The organism is uncultured Brevundimonas sp. (assembly GCF_963977465.1).
Lineage (GTDB): Bacteria > Pseudomonadota > Alphaproteobacteria > Caulobacterales > Caulobacteraceae > Brevundimonas.
Genome location: NZ_CAXBOQ010000003.1, coordinates 288,535 through 306,784, shown reverse-complemented (window position 1 = coordinate 306,784; position 18,250 = coordinate 288,535). Strand labels below are relative to the sequence as shown.

General features: G+C 67.9%; 20 protein-coding genes. 13 read left to right on the top strand and 7 right to left on the bottom strand.

The window, feature by feature from the left end:
* Nucleotides 1–3: 3 nt before the first annotated feature.
* Nucleotides 4–2,202, top strand: coding sequence for a phosphoribosylformylglycinamidine synthase subunit PurL (gene purL, locus AAC067_RS08455; RefSeq protein ID WP_339931457.1), 2,199 nt, complete (start codon nt 4–6; stop codon nt 2,200–2,202).
* 3 nt (nt 2,203–2,205) lie between these two features.
* Nucleotides 2,206–2,577 (top strand): DUF305 domain-containing protein, encoded by a 372-nt coding sequence (locus tag AAC067_RS08450; RefSeq protein WP_339931455.1) that lies wholly within the window; start codon nt 2,206–2,208, stop codon nt 2,575–2,577.
* 30 nt (nt 2,578–2,607) lie between these two features.
* On the opposite strand, the gene AAC067_RS08445 is transcribed toward AAC067_RS08450, so the two are convergent.
* The 4 genes from AAC067_RS08445 to AAC067_RS08430 all read right to left on the bottom strand — a co-directional run bounded on the left by AAC067_RS08445 (nt 2,608) and on the right by AAC067_RS08430 (nt 4,869).
* On the bottom strand, nt 2,608–3,432 hold the full coding sequence (locus AAC067_RS08445; RefSeq protein ID WP_339931453.1) for a TIGR00282 family metallophosphoesterase: 825 nt from the start codon (nt 3,430–3,432) through the stop codon (nt 2,608–2,610).
* A 2-nt stretch (nt 3,433–3,434) separates the two neighbouring features.
* Complete coding sequence (locus AAC067_RS08440) at nt 3,435–4,001, bottom strand: 5-formyltetrahydrofolate cyclo-ligase (protein ID WP_339931451.1); 567 nt, start codon at nt 3,999–4,001, stop codon at nt 3,435–3,437.
* Between the two features lie 275 nt (nt 4,002–4,276).
* Nucleotides 4,277–4,600: a cell division protein ZapA gene (locus AAC067_RS08435; RefSeq protein WP_339931449.1), complete on the bottom strand. Its 324-nt coding sequence runs from the start codon at nt 4,598–4,600 to the stop codon at nt 4,277–4,279.
* Nucleotides 4,600–4,869, bottom strand: a complete 270-nt coding sequence (locus tag AAC067_RS08430; protein WP_339931447.1) for a hypothetical protein — start codon at nt 4,867–4,869, stop codon at nt 4,600–4,602. Before AAC067_RS08430 ends, AAC067_RS08435 begins: the two co-directional genes overlap by 1 nt.
* 141 nt (nt 4,870–5,010) lie before the next feature.
* On the opposite strand from AAC067_RS08430, the gene tkt reads away from it, so the two are divergent.
* From tkt to purT, 3 genes are read left to right on the top strand one after another with little or no spacing between them, the layout of a single operon-like run.
* The gene (tkt, locus tag AAC067_RS08425; protein ID WP_339931728.1) at nt 5,011–6,960 is read left to right on the top strand and encodes a transketolase; all 1,950 of its coding nucleotides are present in this window, start codon (nt 5,011–5,013) and stop codon (nt 6,958–6,960) included.
* A 3-nt stretch (nt 6,961–6,963) separates the two neighbouring features.
* Nucleotides 6,964–7,359, top strand: a complete 396-nt coding sequence (locus tag AAC067_RS08420; protein WP_339931445.1) for a VOC family protein — start codon at nt 6,964–6,966, stop codon at nt 7,357–7,359.
* Nucleotides 7,360–7,363: 4 nt separating this feature from the next.
* Nucleotides 7,364–8,560, top strand: coding sequence for a formate-dependent phosphoribosylglycinamide formyltransferase (purT, locus tag AAC067_RS08415; protein ID WP_339931443.1), 1,197 nt, complete (start codon nt 7,364–7,366; stop codon nt 8,558–8,560).
* 95 nt (nt 8,561–8,655) lie between these two features.
* Here purT and AAC067_RS08410 read toward each other — a convergent pair whose 3' ends face one another.
* Entirely contained in the window at nt 8,656–9,306 is a 651-nt protein-coding gene (locus AAC067_RS08410) for a hypothetical protein (RefSeq protein ID WP_339931441.1), read from the bottom strand.
* A gap of 95 nt (nt 9,307–9,401) precedes the next feature.
* Between AAC067_RS08410 and AAC067_RS08405 the strand changes: the two genes are divergently transcribed.
* The 4 genes from AAC067_RS08405 (at nt 9,402) to AAC067_RS08390 (ending at nt 13,077) form a co-directional block, all read left to right on the top strand.
* Nucleotides 9,402–10,145, top strand: a complete 744-nt coding sequence (locus AAC067_RS08405; protein WP_339931439.1) for a response regulator — start codon at nt 9,402–9,404, stop codon at nt 10,143–10,145.
* Nucleotides 10,142–11,677, top strand: a complete 1,536-nt coding sequence (locus AAC067_RS08400) for an ATP-binding protein (protein WP_339931437.1) — start codon at nt 10,142–10,144, stop codon at nt 11,675–11,677. The genes AAC067_RS08405 and AAC067_RS08400 overlap by 4 nt, the downstream gene beginning before the upstream one ends.
* Nucleotides 11,678–11,782: 105 nt before the next feature.
* Nucleotides 11,783–12,790, top strand: a complete 1,008-nt coding sequence (gap, locus tag AAC067_RS08395) for a type I glyceraldehyde-3-phosphate dehydrogenase (protein WP_339931435.1) — start codon at nt 11,783–11,785, stop codon at nt 12,788–12,790.
* On the top strand, nt 12,787–13,077 hold the full coding sequence (locus tag AAC067_RS08390) for a hypothetical protein (RefSeq protein WP_339931433.1): 291 nt from the start codon (nt 12,787–12,789) through the stop codon (nt 13,075–13,077). The genes gap and AAC067_RS08390 overlap by 4 nt, the downstream gene beginning before the upstream one ends.
* Nucleotides 13,078–13,214: 137 nt before the next feature.
* Here AAC067_RS08390 and AAC067_RS08385 read toward each other — a convergent pair whose 3' ends face one another.
* Nucleotides 13,215–13,571: a DUF559 domain-containing protein gene (locus AAC067_RS08385; protein WP_339931431.1), complete on the bottom strand. Its 357-nt coding sequence runs from the start codon at nt 13,569–13,571 to the stop codon at nt 13,215–13,217.
* Nucleotides 13,572–13,660: 89 nt separating this feature from the next.
* On the opposite strand from AAC067_RS08385, the gene AAC067_RS08380 reads away from it, so the two are divergent.
* A complete protein-coding gene (locus AAC067_RS08380; RefSeq protein WP_339931429.1) occupies nt 13,661–14,872 on the top strand; it encodes a phosphoglycerate kinase in 1,212 nt (403 codons plus the stop codon).
* Between the two features lie 103 nt (nt 14,873–14,975).
* On the top strand, nt 14,976–16,061 hold the full coding sequence (gene fba, locus AAC067_RS08375; protein ID WP_339931427.1) for a class II fructose-bisphosphate aldolase: 1,086 nt from the start codon (nt 14,976–14,978) through the stop codon (nt 16,059–16,061).
* A 37-nt stretch (nt 16,062–16,098) separates the two neighbouring features.
* Here the strand turns inward: fba and AAC067_RS08370 are convergent, their stop codons facing one another.
* Nucleotides 16,099–16,737 (bottom strand): DUF2799 domain-containing protein, encoded by a 639-nt coding sequence (locus tag AAC067_RS08370; RefSeq protein ID WP_339931425.1) that lies wholly within the window; start codon nt 16,735–16,737, stop codon nt 16,099–16,101.
* 147 nt (nt 16,738–16,884) lie between these two features.
* On the opposite strand from AAC067_RS08370, the gene AAC067_RS08365 reads away from it, so the two are divergent.
* Entirely contained in the window at nt 16,885–17,871 is a 987-nt protein-coding gene (locus AAC067_RS08365; RefSeq protein ID WP_339931726.1) for an RluA family pseudouridine synthase, read from the top strand.
* 34 nt (nt 17,872–17,905) lie between these two features.
* On the top strand, nt 17,906–18,229 hold the full coding sequence (locus AAC067_RS08360; RefSeq protein WP_339931423.1) for a GNAT family N-acetyltransferase: 324 nt from the start codon (nt 17,906–17,908) through the stop codon (nt 18,227–18,229).
* Nucleotides 18,230–18,250: the final 21 nt, after the last annotated feature.

Here is an 18,250-nt window from a genome sequence, read left to right as displayed (position 1 = left end):
TCCATGAGCGCTCCGCAAAAGACCACCGCCGAACTGGCCGCCGAATACGGCCTGTCCCCCGCCGAATACCAGGTCGTCCTCGACCGTCTGGGGCGCGAGCCCAATGACGTCGAACTGGGCGTGTTCTCGGTGATGTGGAGCGAGCACTGCTCGTACAAGTCGTCGAAGATCCATCTCTCCAAATTCCCGACCACCGGACCGCGGGTGATCTGCGGGCCGGGCGAGAACGCCGGGGTCATCGACATCGACGACGGCGACGCCTGCATCTTCAAGATGGAAAGCCACAACCACCCCAGCTACATCGAGCCCTATCAGGGCGCGGCCACGGGCGTGGGCGGCATCATGCGCGACGTCTTCACCATGGGCGCACGGCCCGTGGCCCTGCTGAATGCCCTGCGTTTCGGCGATCCGTCGCACGAGAAGACCAAACGTCTGGTCAAGGGCGTGGTCTCGGGGATCGGCGGCTACGGCAACTGCGTCGGCGTGCCGACCGTGGGCGGCGAGACCAATTTCCATCGTGGCTACAACGGCAACATCCTGGTCAACGCCATGTGTGTGGGCGTGGCCAGGGCCGACAGCATCTTTTACTCTGCCGCCCCGGGCGCGGGCATGTCGGTGGTCTATTTCGGCTCCAAGACCGGGCGTGACGGCATCCACGGCGCGACCATGGCCAGCGCCGAGTTCGACGAGGACTCTGACGACAAGCGCCCGACCGTGCAGGTCGGCGACCCGTTCGCCGAGAAGCTGCTGATCGAGGCGACGCTGGAGCTGATGGCCTCGGGCGCGGTGGCAGCGATTCAGGACATGGGCGCGGCGGGCCTGACCAGTTCCTCGGTCGAGATGGCCGGCAAGGGCGGCGTCGGCGTCGAGCTGAACATGGACATGGTGCCCCAGCGCGAAGAGGGCATGACCGCCTATGAGATGATGCTGTCGGAAAGCCAGGAGCGGATGCTGGCGGTGCTGAAGCCGGGCCGCGAGGCTGACGGCCACCGCATCTTCGAAAAATGGGGTCTGGACGCCGCCGTGATCGGCAAGACCACCGACACCGGTCGGCTGATCCTGAACCACCACGGCAAGGTCGTGTGCGACGTGCCGCTGGCCCCGCTGTTCGACGACGCCCCCCTGTACGAACGCCCATGGGTCCAGCCCGAACTGCACCCCCGTCTGGCCCCGGCCGACGTGCCCGCCCCTGCCAACTGGGAGGACGCGGTGCTCAAGGTCATCGCCTGTCCCGATATGGCCTCGAAGCGCTGGATCTGGGAACAGTATGACCGGCACGTGATGGCCGACACGCTGCAGGATTCCGCGACCGGCGCCGACGCTGGCGTGGTGCGGGTGCACGGCACCGACAAGGGTCTGGCCGTGACCAGCGACTGTACGCCCCGCTATGTCCAGAACGACCCCTATGAAGGTGGCAAACAGGCGGTCGCCGAGGCCTGGCGCAACCTGACCGCCGTCGGCAGCCTGCCCATCGCCATCACCGACAACCTCAATTTCGGCAATCCGCAGCGGCCCGAGATCATGGGCCAGATCGTCCGTGCCATCGACGGCATGGCCGAGGCCTGCCGGGTGCTGGACTTCCCGGTCGTGAGCGGCAACGTCAGCCTCTACAACGAGACCAATGGCGCAGCGATCCCGCCGACCCCGACGGTCGGGGCGGTCGGCCTGCTGACCAACTATGACGTGGTCACCGGCTTCGGCGGCATGACCGAAGGCGAGACCCTGGTGCTGATCGGCGAGACCGTCGGCGAACTGGGGGCCTCGATCTATCTGCGCGAGGTGCTGGGCCGCGAGGACGGCGCGCCGCCGCCGGTCGATCTGGCACTGGAACGCAAGACCGGTGACTTTGTGCGCGAGCTGATCGTGACCGGTGGCCTGACCTGCGTCCATGACCTGTCGGACGGCGGGCTGATCGGCGCGGCCGCCGACCTGGCCCTGGCCTCAGACATCGGCGTGACGCTGGACGCGACCAGCGACACCCACGCCCACATCTTCCTGTTCGGCGAGGATCAGGCCCGCTATCTGGTCGCCGTGCCCGATCCGGACACCATCATCGCCGCCGCGCGCGAAGCCGGTCTGCACGCCTCAGTCGTCGGCAAGGCCGGGGGCGACGCCTTCGCCTCGACCGAGCTGTTCAGCATTCCGCTGACGCATTTGCGCGAGATCCATGAGGGCTGGATGCCGAACTGGATCGAGGGCTGATCCGTGCGGAACTCCGCGCGGACGGGCGCCGGCTGTCTGCTCCTCGCCTGCGCCGTTGTGCTGACGGCGTGCGACGGCGGGGGCGACCCCGTTCAGCAAGCCCTGCGTGAAGCTTCCGCCGCCCATCAGGCGGCGGCGGTCAAGGATGGGGCAGCGACCACGGCGACACGAGACATGGACCGCCCCGCCCCCTCGCAGGCCGATCAGGCGTTCGCGGCCCGGATGATTACACACCAGCAGGCGGGCGTGGCCATGGCCGAGGCCGCCCTGGCGCAGTCGTCCGACCCGGCCGTCCGCCGCATGGCCCGGACCATCAAGGACCGGCAGACGCGCGAGATCGCTGAAATGCAGGCCTGGATGCCCGCGACCGACTGATGTCGGTGGCGGAGAGACGGTGACGGTTCGTCAGGCGACGACCGGCACCGCCTGGCTCAGACGGCCGCCGACACGGATCGGCTCGACACGGGTGGCGAGGCCGGTCTTGTCGTCGGTCTCGACATAGACGCCGCAGACGGTGGCCGGGCCTGACGCGGGACTGTAGCGCCCGCCGGACAGCCGGGTGGTGAAGCGCCGCAGCGGCTCTTCCTTCTCGTTGCCGATGACGCTGTCATAGTCACAGCAGCCGCCGGCGTCGGTCTGGTAGGCGGTGCCGCCGGGCAGGATCTGGCAGTCGGCGGTCGGGACATGGGTGTGGGTGCCGACCACCAGGCTGGCGCGGCCGTCGCAGAAATGGCCCATGGCCATCTTCTCGGAGGTGGCTTCGCAATGCATGTCGACGATGATCGCATCGGCGGCCATGCCCATCGGGCAGGCGGCCAGTTCGCGTTCAACCGCGCCGAACGGGCAGTCCATCGGGTCCATGTGGATACGGCCCAGCACGTTCATCACCAGTACGGTCTTGCCGCTGGGCGTCTCGAACAGATTGGCCCCGGCCCCCGGCGCATCCATCAGGCGCGGATAGTTGGCCGGGCGGATCATGCGCGGTTCGCGCACGATATAGGTCAGGGCCTCGCGCTGGTCCCAGCTGTGGTTGCCCAGCGTCAGGCAGTCGGCCCCGGCCATGAACAGTTCCTTGGCCGTATTCTCGGTGATGCCGAAGCCGCCGGCGGCGTTTTCGGCATTGACCACGACGAAATCGAGCTTCAGGTCCCGCTTCAGGCCGGGCAGGTGGTCAGAGAGGCCATCACGGCCGGACTTGCCCACCACATCGCCAAAAAACGCCAAACGCATACTCAGTCCTCATAGCCGTGCGGCCCACGGATGCGGGTATAGCCGACCTCGGTCAAAACACCTTGCAAGACCTGATCATGGGCTTCCATCGGGACGCGATCGACGCGCTGCCCTTCATAGGCGAGGCCGATACGGAGGGCATCGGGAAGCGCGGCGAAGGTGCGATCGTAGTGGCCGCCGCCCTGCCCCAACCGACCACCCACGGCGTCGAACGCCAGCAAGGGGGTCAGGATCAGTTCCGGTTCCACCACCTTCGCCAGAGGAAGGGGTGCCGGCACCCCCGCCGCATCCGGCTCCAGCGGATCGCCCGGTCTCCAGAGACGAAAAATCATCGGTTCGTCCAGCGCGATGACGACCGGGAGACAGAGATCATAGCCTTCATAGGCCAGTCTCCATGCCAGTGGCGTGGGATCGAGTTCCGAGCCGATCGGCCAGTAGAGGGCGTGGACCACCACGCCCGGAATATCATCCGCGTACCCGGCGACGCTGTGCGCTGCCTTGGGATCCAGCGCCGCCAGCTGCTTGCGGGTGGCGCGCATCGCGGCCCGGAGTTCGCTCTTGTCGGTCATAAAGGCGCGCTCGAACGAAGGGCTGCCGCGCGGCGAACGGGAGCGCGCTCGGAAGAATGGGTTGGCGGCGCCGCAAGAACCGTGAAGAGCGTTGAAATCCTCTCAGACCTGGGTAGCCAGGTGGGCTCCATATGCCCAGGCCCTCGAGCCCGGACAGGGACAGATCCCTTTGAGTGAATTAAGGTCGCGAGGAATGTTGCCTTCGACGAGGGCCGCAGCAAGACCCGCCGGGATAGAATATAGGCGTTCGCCTGTGTCCGGACAATGGCCCGTCTTCACAGACCCAGGGTGATCTTCTCGATGCGGGCGGCCACGGCGTTCAGCGCCTCGGCCACGCCGTCTCCACCAGGAGCGGCCGGGGCCGGTGTCGCTGCTCCGGTACCATTTTGCAGGGCCAGCCGGGCCTCGTGCAGCTCATCGGCCAGCATCAGGGCGGCCATCAGGAACAGGCGCACGTCGCCGACATGGCCGACATCGCCGGCTACCTGACGCACGCTGGTGTCGAACTGCTTGCCGAGGATGCGCACGCGGTCCTCCTGACCGTCGGCGCAGCCCACGGCATAGGGGCGTCCGTTGATTTCGACCGTGACCGTAGCCATCAGCCCTGCCCGTCCCGTGCTTGTTGATCCAGAATATCGCGCACCGTGTCGGCGGCGAGGGCCAGGGCCCCGGCCGCGTCGCGACCGGCCGTCTCCAGCGCGGCAATGCGTTCGGCGTCCTCGGGCAGGCCGGCGCGCGGGGCGAACAGATCGTCGTCGCCGACCGCCGGGGCCGTCGCCGGGCGGGCCTTCAGCTCCAGCACCTTGCGCTCCAGCGTCGCGAGCGCACGGTCGATCCGGTCCTTAGCGGTGGTGGTCGCATCAGCCATCGGGTCGCATCCTCCAGATTTCGTATAGAACCCGCCAGCGCGTCGCGGTAAAGCGTCCCGCCTCCATTTCCCTCGACTCGCCGAAAGGTCAGCGCCGTGAGCAATTCCTCCCCCGCACCCGAAAAGGCGTCCCACAAGCAGATGGCCGACGCCATCCGCGTCCTGGCCATGGACGGCGTCGAGAAGGCCAAGAGCGGTCACCCCGGCATGCCGATGGGTATGGCCGACGTGGCCACGGTGCTGTTTTCCAAATTTCTGAAGTTTGATGCAAGCCAGCCCGACTGGGCGGATCGGGATCGCTTCATCCTGTCGGCCGGCCACGGCTCGATGCTGATCTACAGCTTGCTGCACCTGACCGGCTACAAGGCCGCGACCCGCGCCGAGCTTGAGAATTTCCGCCAATTCGGGTCGAAGACGGCCGGTCACCCGGAATACGGTCACATGCCCGGCGTCGAGACCACGACCGGCCCGCTGGGACAGGGTCTGGCCAATTCGGTCGGTTTCGCCATGGCCGAGCGCCATATGGCCTCACGCTTCGGCGATGAGCTGGTCGACCACCGCACCTGGGTCATCGCCGGCGACGGTTGTCTGATGGAGGGCGTGTCGCAGGAAGCCATCGCCCTGGCCGGTCGCTACAAGCTGAACAAACTGACAGTGCTGTGGGACGACAATTCGATCACCATCGACGGAGCCGTGGCCCTGTCAGACACGACCGACCAGCAGGCGCGCTTCAAGGCCAGCGGCTGGGCCGTGAAGACCATCGACGGTCACGACATGGGCGAGATCAAGAAGGCGCTCGCCTGGGCGACGAAACAGTCGAAGCCGACCCTGATCGCCTGCAAGACGAAGATCGGCCGTGGCGCGGCCACGATGGAAGGCAGCCACAAGACCCACGGGGCCGCGCTGGGGGCCACCGAGATCGAGGCGACCCGCAAGGCGCTGCACTGGACCGCGGGTCCGTTCGAGGTGCCAGAAGCGATCAGCAAGGCCTGGCTCAAGGTCGGCAAGCATGGCGCGAAACACCGCAAGGCCTGGGAGGCCCGCCTCTCCGCCTCGGCCCAGGCCACCGAATTCACCCGGGCCATGGCCGGTGACCTGCCCGCCGGAGCGTTCGATGCGCTGGAGGCCGCCATCGCCGGTCTGGTCGAGACCAAGCCGGCCCAAGCCACGCGCCAGTCGTCCGGTGCGGCGCTGGACCAGCTGTTCGGGGCCATCCCCGAGCTGATCGGCGGCTCGGCCGACCTGACCGGCTCCAACAACACCTTCGTCAAGGGTACCGCCATCCTCGACGCGCCGACCTATGACGGTCGCTACGTCAACTGGGGCATCCGCGAGCACGGCATGGCCTCGGCCATGAACGGCATGGCCCTGCACGGCGGAGTCATCCCCTACGGTGGCACCTTCATGGTGTTCTCGGACTACAGCCGTCCGGCCATCCGTCTGGCCGCGTTGATGGGTATCCGGGTCGTGCATGTGCTGACCCACGACTCCGTCGGCCTGGGCGAGGACGGGCCGACCCACCAGCCGGTCGAGCATCTGGCCGCCCTGCGCGCCATTCCCAACCTGCTGGTGTTCCGCCCGGCCGATACGATCGAGGCTATGGAGTGCTGGAAACTGGCGCTTGAGCATCGCACCAGCCCTTCGGCCCTGGCCCTGTCGCGCCAGAAAACCCCGGCGGTGCGCACCGTCGCCGCGTCGGAAAACCTGTCGAGCCGCGGGGCCTATGAGATCCGCTCCGCCTCCAGCACGGCGAAGGTGACCCTGTTCGGCACCGGCACCGAGCTGGCCCTGGCCCTGGCCGCCGCCGACGCCCTGGAGGCCGAAGGCACCCCGACCCGGGTCGTCTCGGCGCCCTGTTTCGAACTGTTCGAACAGCAGGACGCCAAATACCAGGCCTCGGTCATCGGTCGCGGCACGGTGCGGGTCGCCGTCGAGGCCGGCATCAAACAGGGCTGGGAACGGTTCATCGGCGAGGACGGCGCCTTCGTCGGCATGTCGTCGTTCGGGGCCTCTGCCCCGGCCGAGGTCCTGTACCGCGAGTTCGGCATCACCGCCGAGGCGGTGGTGGCGGCGGTCAAGGTCCGGCTCTAGACCGTGGCGCACCTGGGGGCCGTCTCGCTCCTCGTCCGCGACTATGACGCCGCCATCGCCTTCTATGTCGGCACGCTGGGGTTCGACCTCAGCGAAGACACCGACATGGGCGGCGGCAAACGCTGGGTGCGGGTGACACCGAAAGGCGGCCAGACCTCCCTGTTGCTGGCCCGGGCCGCGACGCCGGAGCAGCTGGCCCGCGTCGGCGACCAGGCCGGCGGCCGGGTCTGGCTGTTCCTCGAGACGGACGACCTGTTGCGTGACCATGCGGCGTGGTCAGCGGCCGGGGTTCATTTCCGCGAGGTTCCGCGCCACGAACCCTATGGCAAGGTGGTGGTGTTCGAGGATCTGTACGGCAATGCCTGGGACCTGATCGAACCGGCCCGCAACGAGGACTGACCCCATGACCCGTATCGGCACCCCCCTGTCCGACTCCGCCACCCGCGTGATGCTGCTGGGGGCCGGGGAACTGGGCAAGGAACTGGCCATCGAACTTCAGCGGCTGGGGGTCGAGGTAATCGCCGTCGATCGCTATGCCAACGCCCCGGCCATGCAGGTGGCGCATCGCAGCCATGTGATCCCGATGACCGATCCGCAGGTGCTGGTCGGGGTCATCGCCGCCGAGATGCCGCACATCATCGTGCCCGAGATCGAGGCCATCGCCACCGACGTCCTGGCCGAGATCGAGGCGGCGGGTCATGCGGTGGTCATCCCCACCGCACGGGCGACGCAACTGACCATGAACCGTGAGGGCATCCGCTGTCTGGCCGCCGAAGAGCTGGGCCTGCCGACCAGTCCCTATGCCTTCGTCAGTTCGGCGGCCGAGCTGGCCGAGGCCGCGCACCGGATCGGCCTGCCGGTGTTCGTCAAGCCGGTGATGTCGTCGTCCGGCAAGGGCCAGTCCTTCATCGAGGCGCTGGAGGATGCGGGCAACGCCTGGGCCTGGGCCCAGTCCAGCGGCCGGGTCGAGACGACCCGGGTCATCGTCGAGGGCCGCATCGATTTCGACTATGAGATCACCCTGCTAACGGTTCGGTCGATGCGCGATGGAACCGTGCGCACCGACTTCTGCGCCCCGATCGGCCACCGTCAGGTCAAGGGCGACTATGTCGAGAGTTGGCAGCCGCAGGCGATGACGCCCGCCGCCCTGGCCAATGCCCAGGACATCGCCGGCAAGGTCACGGATGCGCTGGGTGGCCTCGGCGTGTTCGGGGTCGAACTGTTCGTCAAGGGCGATCAGGTCTGGTTCTCGGAGGTGTCACCGCGCCCGCACGACACCGGGCTGGTCACCTTGGCCACCCAGACGATGAGTGAGTTCGCGCTGCACGCACGCGCCATCCTCGGCCTGCCCGTCGACGTCAGCCAGCGCGACATTGGGGCCAGCGCCGTCATCTATGGCGGCATGGACGCCGTCGGTATCGCCTTCGAGGGCGTGGCCGAGGCCCTGGTGGTGCCGACCGCCGACCTGCGCCTGTTTGGCAAACCCGAGAGCTACGAGCGCCGCCGCATGGGCGTGGCCACGGCGCGCGGCGAGACGGTGGAACAGGCCCGCGAACGGGCGCGCGAGGCGGCCTCACGCGTTCGGGTCGTCGCGGGCTAGACAAAAAAGGGGGCTGCACCGTCCGGCGCAGCCCCCCTAATTCTCACGTCGTGCGAGCGGGTGCGGCTCTCGACCCGATCGCGCCCGACCTTGATCTATTGGCCGCCCGGACCTTCGCGGTGGCGAGTGATGACCCGAACCTGACGTTCGCCGCCATTTTCCGAAGCCTCGAGGGCCCCTGAGTGGTCGGCGTCCATCCGGGCAAAGGCCGCCCGCATCGGGGCGAGAAACTCAGCTTCAGAGATGCTGCCGTTGCCGTCGGTGTCGAGATCATCGCCGCCGGTCCGTTCAATCTCGATGCGGCTGCCGCCCTCCGCGTCGTGCCAGGTCATCGGGCCATCCCCGGGGCCTGTACGATGCACGAAGACATTGCGCTCGCCGCCCCCGTCGCCCCGTGCGCCATCGGTAATCACCATGATGCGTTCCTCGTGCCGTTCGCCCGGCCCGCCGTCAGGCCCACGGCGAAAGATCATCTCGTGATCGCCGCCCTGGCCGTGACCGGCGCGGAGTTCCTCGGACGACAAACGACCGTTGCCGTCGGCATCCATCCGGGCGAAGGCGTCATTCATCGGTCCGGCGAATTCCTCGCGGGTCAGCTGGCCGTCGCCGTCCTTGTCCAGACCGCCGGGGCCGTCATGGTCGCCCATGACAACGACTCGGGTCTCGGTGCGCATGTGCGGCGGCGGGGGCGGGGCCGGCGACGTTTGCATGGTCAGGACGGCGGCGAGGTTCAGTAGGGTCAGCATGGCGTATCTCTCTGCAGTGAAGCTATGACCCCCTTTGGACCACGGCGTCCTTGCCGCCATGTTGCAGGGACAGAGAGAATTGTTTCAGTGCTGAAATGACGCCGACGCCGGACCCCGTCACTATGGCCGGGATGAACCCGCCCTCCGCCCCCCGCATTCTGGTCGTCGACGATGACCCCGGCATCCGCGAGGTGCTGTGCGACTATCTGGTTCAGCACGGCTATGAGGCCACCGGCGCGGCGACCGCCGCCGAGATGGACCGGGTCGTGGCCACGCGAGCCCCGGACCTGATCGTGCTGGACCTGATGATGCCGGGCGAGGACGGCCTGTCCGTCTGCCGCCGCCTGTCCGGTAAGGGGCCGCCGATCGTCATGCTCAGCGCCATGGGCGGCGACACCGACCGGATCATCGGCCTCGAGCTGGGAGCCGACGACTATCTGGCCAAGCCCTGCAATCCCCGGGAACTGCTGGCCCGTATCCGCGCCGTGCTGCGCCGCCCGCGCGAGGACGGCCCGGACGACGGGGCCGCGCTGGTCTTTGCCGGCTGGCGTCTGGACCTGATGCGGCGGGAACTGACGCGTCCGGACGGCGAGGTCGCCACCCTGTCGGCGGGCGAGTTCGCCCTGCTGCGAGCCTTCGTCGACAGCCCGGGCCGGGTGCTGACCCGCGACCAGCTGCTGGAACGGGCGCGGGGGGCGGACTCCGATGTATTCGACCGGGCAATGGACGTGCAGATCAGCCGGCTGCGGCGCAAGCTGGACGACGGCTCGGGCCTGGAGCTGATCCAGACCCTGCGCGGCGAGGGCTATATGTTCGACGCGAAGGTCGAGCGCCGATGAGATCGCCCACCGCCCTGCCCGTCCTTATCCAGGTCGCCGCCCTGGCGACCCTGGCCGTGGTCATGTCCCAGGCCGTGGCCTTCGGCGTGGTGCTGCTGGCCCCCGAGCCCCGCCCCGCGGGCTTCAGCATCGAGGCCGCTGCCGAGGCCCTGCAGGGGCGTCCGGCCCAGACCTCAGACGGGCGCGCGCTGAAACGCCATCTGTCGGACGAGGCCCCGCAACTGGCGGGTAATCCGCGCGAGTCGCTGGCCCTGGCCATCAGCGCCGGACTGGCCCAGCGCCTTCAGGTTGCGCCCGACGCCCTGCGGGTCACGGTCAGCCATGGCCCGGGCCCCGAACGTCAGCCGCCTCCGCCCCAATCGGGAGACAGGCGCACCGAGTTCGTCTTCGTCCGCCCCGGAGGCCCGGAGCCCGCCTCCCCCGACGGGGCGTCGCTGCACTGGAACCAACGCGCCGGTCCCGACGAGACGGTCGACCCCGACAGGCCCACCCGCGAGGTCCGGGCCGAGGTGCACATGCGCCGCGTGGCCCCGGCCGGGGCCGAGGCCATCACGATCGACACCACCACCCATCAGTTCACCGTGGTCACCGACAAATTGACCTTCGCCCCGTTCAGCGCGGCCCTGCGGTTGCCGGACGGACGCTGGGCCTCGGTCACCCCGCCGCACGGCCTGCTGTCGCCGTGGCAGGTGCGGATCCTGATCGCCCTGGGCATCTCCCTGCTGCTGCTCGCGCCGCTCGTCTGGTTCATGGCGCGGCGGCTGACCCGGCCGATCCGGGTCTTCGCCGAGGCGGCCGAACGGCTGGGGGCCGACCCCGATGCCGAACCCATGGTCGCCTCGGGCCCCACCGAAGTCCGCACCGCCATCCACGCCTTCAACGACATGCAGGCCGCGCTGCGCGACCATATGCGCCGCCGTAGCCAGACCGTCGCCGCCATCGCCCATGACCTGCGCACGCCCCTGACCCGGCTGCGTTTCCGGGCCGAACAGGCCCCTGACAATGTGCGTGACCGCATGGCCGCCGACATCGAGGAGATGGACGCCATGATCGCGACGGCCATGGCCTATGTGCGTGGCGAGGTGGCACCGGACCGCAGCGAACCCTTCGATCTGGCCGCGCTGGGGGCGGACTGCGCCACCGGTTTCAGCGAGACCGGGGCCAGCGTGATCTTCCGCGGCATTTCGCCCCTGCCGGTCGTCGCTGATCCGGCCGCCCTGCGCCGGGCCCTGGCCAATCTGATCGCCAATGCCGTCAAATTCGGCGGCGGGGCCTGCGTCGACGCCGCGACCATCGACGGCACCGCCGTGATCACGGTCGAAGATGACGGCCCCGGTCTGGCTGAATCCGAGCTGGAGGCGGTGTTCGAGCCCTTCTATCGCGGTGAACGCTCGCGCAACCGCGAGACGGGCGGGGCCGGCCTCGGCCTCAGCGTCGCCCGTCAGGCGGCCCGGGCGCACGGCGGCGACGTGGTTCTGGAAGCCCGGCCGGGCGGCGGGCTGACGGCCCGGCTGACCCTACCGCTGGCCTGAAGCGTTACACTCCGCCACCCCTTGTTATGCGGCCCGGGGTTGATCCGCGCGCCCGTCGGTCGCATTGAAGCGCCAATCACACACACCGCTTCAGGAGCCCCGCCCATGACCGTCCGCGTCGCCATCAATGGTTTCGGCCGTATCGGCCGTCTTGTTCTGCGTTCGATCGTCGAGCACGGCCGTCGCGACATCGAGGTGGTGGCGATCAACGATCTGGGCCCGGTGTCCACCAACGCCCACCTGCTGAAGTATGACTCGGTCCACGGTCGCTTCCCCGGCACCATCGAGAGCGGTGAGGACTGGATCGACGTCGGCCTCGGCAAGATCAGGGTCACGGCCGAGCGCGATCCGGCCAACCTTCCGCACAAGGAACTCAACGTCGACATCGCCTTTGAGTGCACCGGCATCTTCACGGCGCGCGACAAGGCCGCGGCCCACCTCAAGGCCGGGGCCAAGCGGGTGCTGATCTCGGCCCCCGGTGACGGTGCCGACAAGACCATCGTCTACAAGGTCAACCACGAGACCCTGACCGCCGAGGACATTGTCGTCTCCAACGGTAGCTGCACCACCAACGCCCTGGCCCCGGTGGCCAAGGTGCTGAACGACCTGTTCGGCATCGAGCGCGGCTATATGACCACCATCCACGCCTACACCGGCGACCAGCCGACGCTGGATACGATGCACAAGGACCTGTACCGCGGCCGCGCCGCCGCCCTGTCGATGATCCCGACCTCGACCGGCGCCGCCAAGGCCCTGGGTCTGGTGCTGCCGGAACTGAAGGGCAAGCTGGACGGCTCGTCGATCCGCGTCCCGACGCCGAACGTCTCGGTCGTTGACCTGAAGGTCGTCGCCGGTCGCGAAGTCACGGTCGAGGAGATCAACGCCGCCCTGCAGGCCGCCGCCGACGGTCCGATGAAGGGGGTGCTGTTCACCACCGACGAAGCCCTGGTCTCCAGCGACCTGAACCACATCGCCGCCTCGTCCACCGCCGCCCTGCCCCAGACCCAGGTCGTCGACGGCAAACTGGCCCGCGTCCTGACCTGGTACGACAACGAGTGGGGCTTCGCCTCGCGGATGGCGGACACGGCGCTGGTGATGAGCAAGCTGATTTGATGATTAGGATTGCGGCTGGCCTGACGTTGCTGGGTTGGGCTTACGTCATGGGCTTTGGTGCCTGGCCGCCGTTCGGCCCTGCCATGGTGGCAACGTTGCTGGCGGCAGGTGCGTTGGCAATAGTCTTCATCGGGCATCGATGGAGGTCAGCCTCCGTTTCAGGCGATGCAAAAGGGATGCGGCACCACGAGGTCGCCATGCAGGTTGGAAAAGCCGCATTCATCTGGGTCGTCGGCTACAGTTTGTTTTGGATCGGTGTAATCGCCGGCTTTGATGTTGGAATCTGATTCCATAACCTTCCGCACCCTCGACGATGCCAATGACCTCGCCTGCAAGACCGCCCTGGTCCGCGTGGGCTTCAACGCGCCGTTGCAGGGCGGCACGGTCATCTAAACCGTCCCTTCTCCCCTCGTGGGAGAAGGTGTCAGGCGGAGCCTGACGGATGAGGGGGTGGTCGGTCCGCAGCATGGCGGCGGATGGCCTCCAGCATCAGGTTCGGATTGGTCAGGATCGCCTCATTACCAAACCTCAGAACAGTAAAACCTCTCCGGGCCAGATCGGCGTCACGCGCCCTGTCCTCGGCCTCGCGCAGGCGATGCACGCCGCCGTCCAGCTCGATGACCAGTTTCAGATCGTAGCAGCAGAAGTCGGCGATCCACGGGCCGATGCGGGTCTGGCGACGGAATTTCCAGCCTTCAAAGCCGCGCCGACGCAGCAACGCCCACATCGCCATCTCGGCGAAGGTCATCGTCGCTCTCAAACGATTGGGCTGGCCTGCCATCCCCCTCATCCGTCTCGCTGCGCGAGCCACCTTCTCCCACGAGGGGAGAAGGGATAACAACAGCCGACCCCCTTCTACCGGAGCCGCCCATGACCTTCCGCACCCTCGACGACGCCGCAAAGGCCAACGGTGGCCTCGCCGGCAAGACCGCGCTGGTTCGCGTGGACTTCAACGTGCCGATGGAGAACGGCAAGGTCACCGACGATACCCGGCTGCGCGTGGCGGTGCCGACGATTCAGCGGCTGCGAGACGCCGGGGCCAAGGTTGCGTTGCTGGCCCATTTCGACCGGCCGAAAGGCAAGGTCGTGCCGTCGATGAGCCTGCAGCCGGTCGTCGATGATCTGGAGATCATCCTGGGTGGGCCGGTCCGGTTCGCACCTGACTGCGTGGGGGATGAGGCGAAAGCCATGATCGCCGACCTCGATATCGGCGGCGTCATCCTGCTGGAAAATGTCCGGTTCCATGCCGGTGAGGAGGCCAACGACCCGGCCTTTGCCGCACAGCTGGCCGAACTGGGCGACCTCTATGTCAACGACGCCTTCTCGGCGGCGCACCGCGCCCACGCCTCGACCGAGGGGCTGGCGCGCCTGCTGCCCGCCTATGCCGGGGAATCGATGCGGCGCGAGCTGAACGCGCTGGATGCCGCCCTCGGCAATCCGCAGAAGCCGGTGTTGGGCATCGTCGGCGGCTCCAAGGTCTCGTCCAAGCTGGACCTGTTGCAGAACCTCGTCAGCAAGCTGGACCGGCTGGCCATCGGCGGTGGCATGGCCAACACCTTCCTGCACGCCCAGGGCGTCGATGTGGGGGGATCGCTGTGCGAGAAGGACCTGGCCGACACCGCCCGCGCCATCCTGGCCGAGGCGGCCGAAAAAGGCTGCGAGATCCTGCTGCCGATCGATGTGGTCATTGCCACCGAGGTGAAGCCGGGGGCCGAAACCCGTACCGTCCTGGCCCGAGAGCCGATCGGTGACGACGAGAAGATCCTCGATGCCGGGCCGCTGACGGTCGAGAAGCTGATCAAGGCCATGGCCCTGTCGCGCACCCTGATCTGGAACGGCCCGCTGGGCGTGTTCGAGGTGCCGCCGTTCGACGCCGCCACGGTCAAGGCGGCCCAGGCCGCGGCCAAGCTGGCCAAGGCCGGAGCCCTGGTCGCCGTGGCCGGTGGCGGCGATACCGTCGCGGCGCTGAATCATGCAGGCGTGGTCGACGACATGACCTTCGTCTCCACCGCCGGCGGGGCCTTCCTTGAGTGGATGGAGGGCAAGCCCCTGCCCGGTGTCGAGGCGTTGCGTCGCGCCTGATCCGCGGTCGCGACAAGGTCGGACAAGCCGTTACATTGCGTGACTTCGCGGCGCGTCGAGGCTAGACCTTCGGCAATATGTCATGCGCTTCAGGAGTTCCCCCATGGCCCGCATCACCCTGCGACAACTGCTCGATCACGCCGCTGAAAACGACTACGGCCTGCCCGCCTACAACATCAACAATATGGAGCAGGGCCTGGCGATCATGGAGGCGGCCGAGGCCGTCAACGCGCCGGTCATCATCCAGGCCAGCCGCGGCGCCCGCAGCTATGCCAATGACATCGTTCTGGCCAAGCTGATCGACGCCCTGGCCGAACTATATCCGCACATCCCGGTCTGTATGCACCAGGACCACGGCAACGGCCCGGCGACCTGCGCGACCGCCATCCAGTACGGCTTCACCTCGGTGATGATGGACGGCTCGCTGGAAGAGGACGCCAAGACCCCGGCCAGTTACGAGTACAACGTCGACGTTACCCGGCGGGTGGTTCAGATGGCGCACAGCTGCGGCGTTTCGGTCGAGGGCGAACTGGGCGTACTGGGTTCGCTGGAGACCGGCATGGGCGAGGCCGAGGACGGCCACGGCTTCGAGGGCAAGCTGGACCATTCCGCCCTGCTGACGGATCCGGACCAGGCCGTGGACTTCGTGCGCGAGACCAAGGTCGACGCGCTGGCCATCGCAATGGGCACCAGCCACGGGGCCTACAAGTTCAGCCGCAAGCCGGACGGAGCCGTCCTGGCCATGAACGTGATCGAGGAAATCCACCGCCGCCTGCCCGACACCCATCTGGTCATGCACGGCTCATCCTCGGTGCCGCAGGACCTGCAGGACATCATCAACGAATACGGCGGCAAGATGCCCCAGACCTGGGGCGTGCCGGTCGCCGAGATCCAGCGCGGCATCAAGAACGGCGTGCGCAAGATCAACATCGACACCGACAACCGCATGGCCATGACCGGCGCGATCCGGAAGGTGCTGGCCGAGAAGCCGGGCGAGTTCGACCCGCGCGCCTATCTCAAGCCCGCCAAGGAGGCGATGCGTAAGCTCTGCCAGGAACGGTTCGTACAGTTCGGCTGCGAAGGTCAGGCGTCGAAGATCAAGCCGCTGGCCGTCGCCCAGATGGCCAAACGCTACGCCTCGGGTGAACTGGACCCGCATTTCGGCCAGCAGCTGCGCGCGGCCTCCTGAGCCATCGGGCGGCGGTCATGACCGCCGCCTGTTCGCCCTACCAGCGACCGTAGTGATCGACGAAGCGATAGTGAACGTCGCGCACGCGCCGTTCAGCGTCGTCGACCTCGTCCTGGGCCCGTCGCCAGTCCCGCAGCACGCCTTCGCGCTCGCGCCGGATTTCGCCGATACGGTTGCGGATCTGCTCCCGCTGCTCATCGGTCAGGCCATCGGCGCGCATCTCGGCGCGCTTGGCGCGGATCTTGTCATCCAGATCTTCGGCCCGCGACCCCAGGCTCGAAACGCTGGATCGCGCCGACGACAGGGCCTGCTCCGCCGCATAGACGATCTGCCCGTCGCGATAGGCAGGCAGGAAATCCGCCTCCAGCTGCGGCGGACAGACATCGGCATAGCCGCTGCCCTCGCGTCCGACCTGAAAGCCGCGCGCCGGGGTACAGTATTCGCGCAGCCCGTCCTCACGGGCCGAATAATAGCTTGGGGCATCGGGGACGACCCCGTATTTGGCACAGGCCTCCGTGTGGGATTCCAGACGGCTGACCGGCTGTCCGGACCGCCCGTCGGCATAGCCCTGATTGCCCCAGTCCCCGGCCAGGCACTGGTCCTCGCTCATGGTGGCGCAACTGCCCAGCATCAGGACGGACGCCGTCGCAGCAGCGATAATGATCAGATTGCGCATGGTTCGGTCTCCCCCGAGAGACCCGCAGTGTAGGCCAAGACGCCCTCACGGCCAAGCTTGGGTCATTGGCACGGCCCCGCGCCGCCATGCTAGACAAGGGGCGACCGCTCGCCCGCGGCGGAGCGCCCTGTGTCCGACGAACCCATTTTGTCCGAAGATGACGACCGGCCCGAGGCGCTGGAAGCCCATGTCGACGCGCCCGGCGAACGGCTGGACAAGGCCCTGGCTGCCGCCCTGCCCGGCATGTCGCGCGCGCGCCTCCAGGCCCTGATGGCCCAGGGCGAGGTCTCGTTCGAAGGGGAAGTCGTGCGCGACGGCTCGGCCAAGGCCCGCACCGGCCTGTACCGCATCACCCCGCCCGCCGTGATCGCCGCCGAGCCCCGACCCGAGGCCATCCCCCTGACCGTCCTGTACGAGGACGCTGAGCTGATCGTCATCGACAAGCCCGCCGGCATGGCCGCCCATCCGGCCCCGGGCTGCGAGACCGGCACCCTGGTCAACGCCCTGCTGGCCCATTGCGGGGCCTCCCTGTCCGGCATCGGCGGCGTGGCCCGCCCCGGCATCGTTCACCGGCTCGACAAGGACACCTCGGGCGTCATGGTTGCGGCCAAGACCGACCGGGCCCACGCCGGCCTGTCGACCCTGTTCGCCACTCACGACATCGAACGCACCTATATCGCCCTGACCCGCGGGGCCCCGTCGCCGGAGTGGGGACGCATCGAGACCCGCATCGGCCGCTCTTCGGCCGACCGCAAGAAGATGGCGGTGCTGAAGAGCGGCGGGCGCGACGCCATCACCGACTACCGGGTCCAGACCCGCTTCGGCGTCCCAGCCAGGGCCGGGGCAGCGCCGCTGGCCGCCCGCGTCGCCTGCACCCTGCATACCGGACGTACCCACCAGATCCGGGTCCATCTGGCGTCCAGGGGCTCGCCGCTGCTCGGCGACCCCGTCTATGGCTCCGGCAGCCCGGCCGCGGTCGTGAGGGCCCTGATCGCCGAGGCCGGCCTGACCCGTCAGGCTCTGCACGCCGCAGTACTGGGCTTCGTCCACCCGGTCACCGGCGAGGCGCTCCGCTTCGAGACGCCGCTCCCGGACGACATGGCCCGGCTGGCAGACCTTCTTTCCCAAATCTGATAGACGTTGCGGTCCGATATTCCGGGAGAAACCGATGACCGACGCTGCGGACATTCGCGACAACGTTGATGCCCACCGCTACGAGTTGCCGATCGACGATCAGATCGCGGTTGTCGTTTACAACCTGTCCCCGCCGAACCTGATGATTACCGAGACGCTGGTGCCCCAGGCGCTGGAAGGACAGGGCATCGCCAGCCGTATGGCGCGCCACGTCATCGCCGACGCCCGGGCCCGGCAGCTGCTGATCCTGCCCGTCTGCCCCTTCTTCGCCGCCTTCTTCCAGAAACACCCTGAGGAGGCCGACGTCCTTCATCGCCAATACCGCACGAGTCTTGGGCTCGCCGACAGTGCGTCTTGAAAAAGGACTTACTCTCGGGTA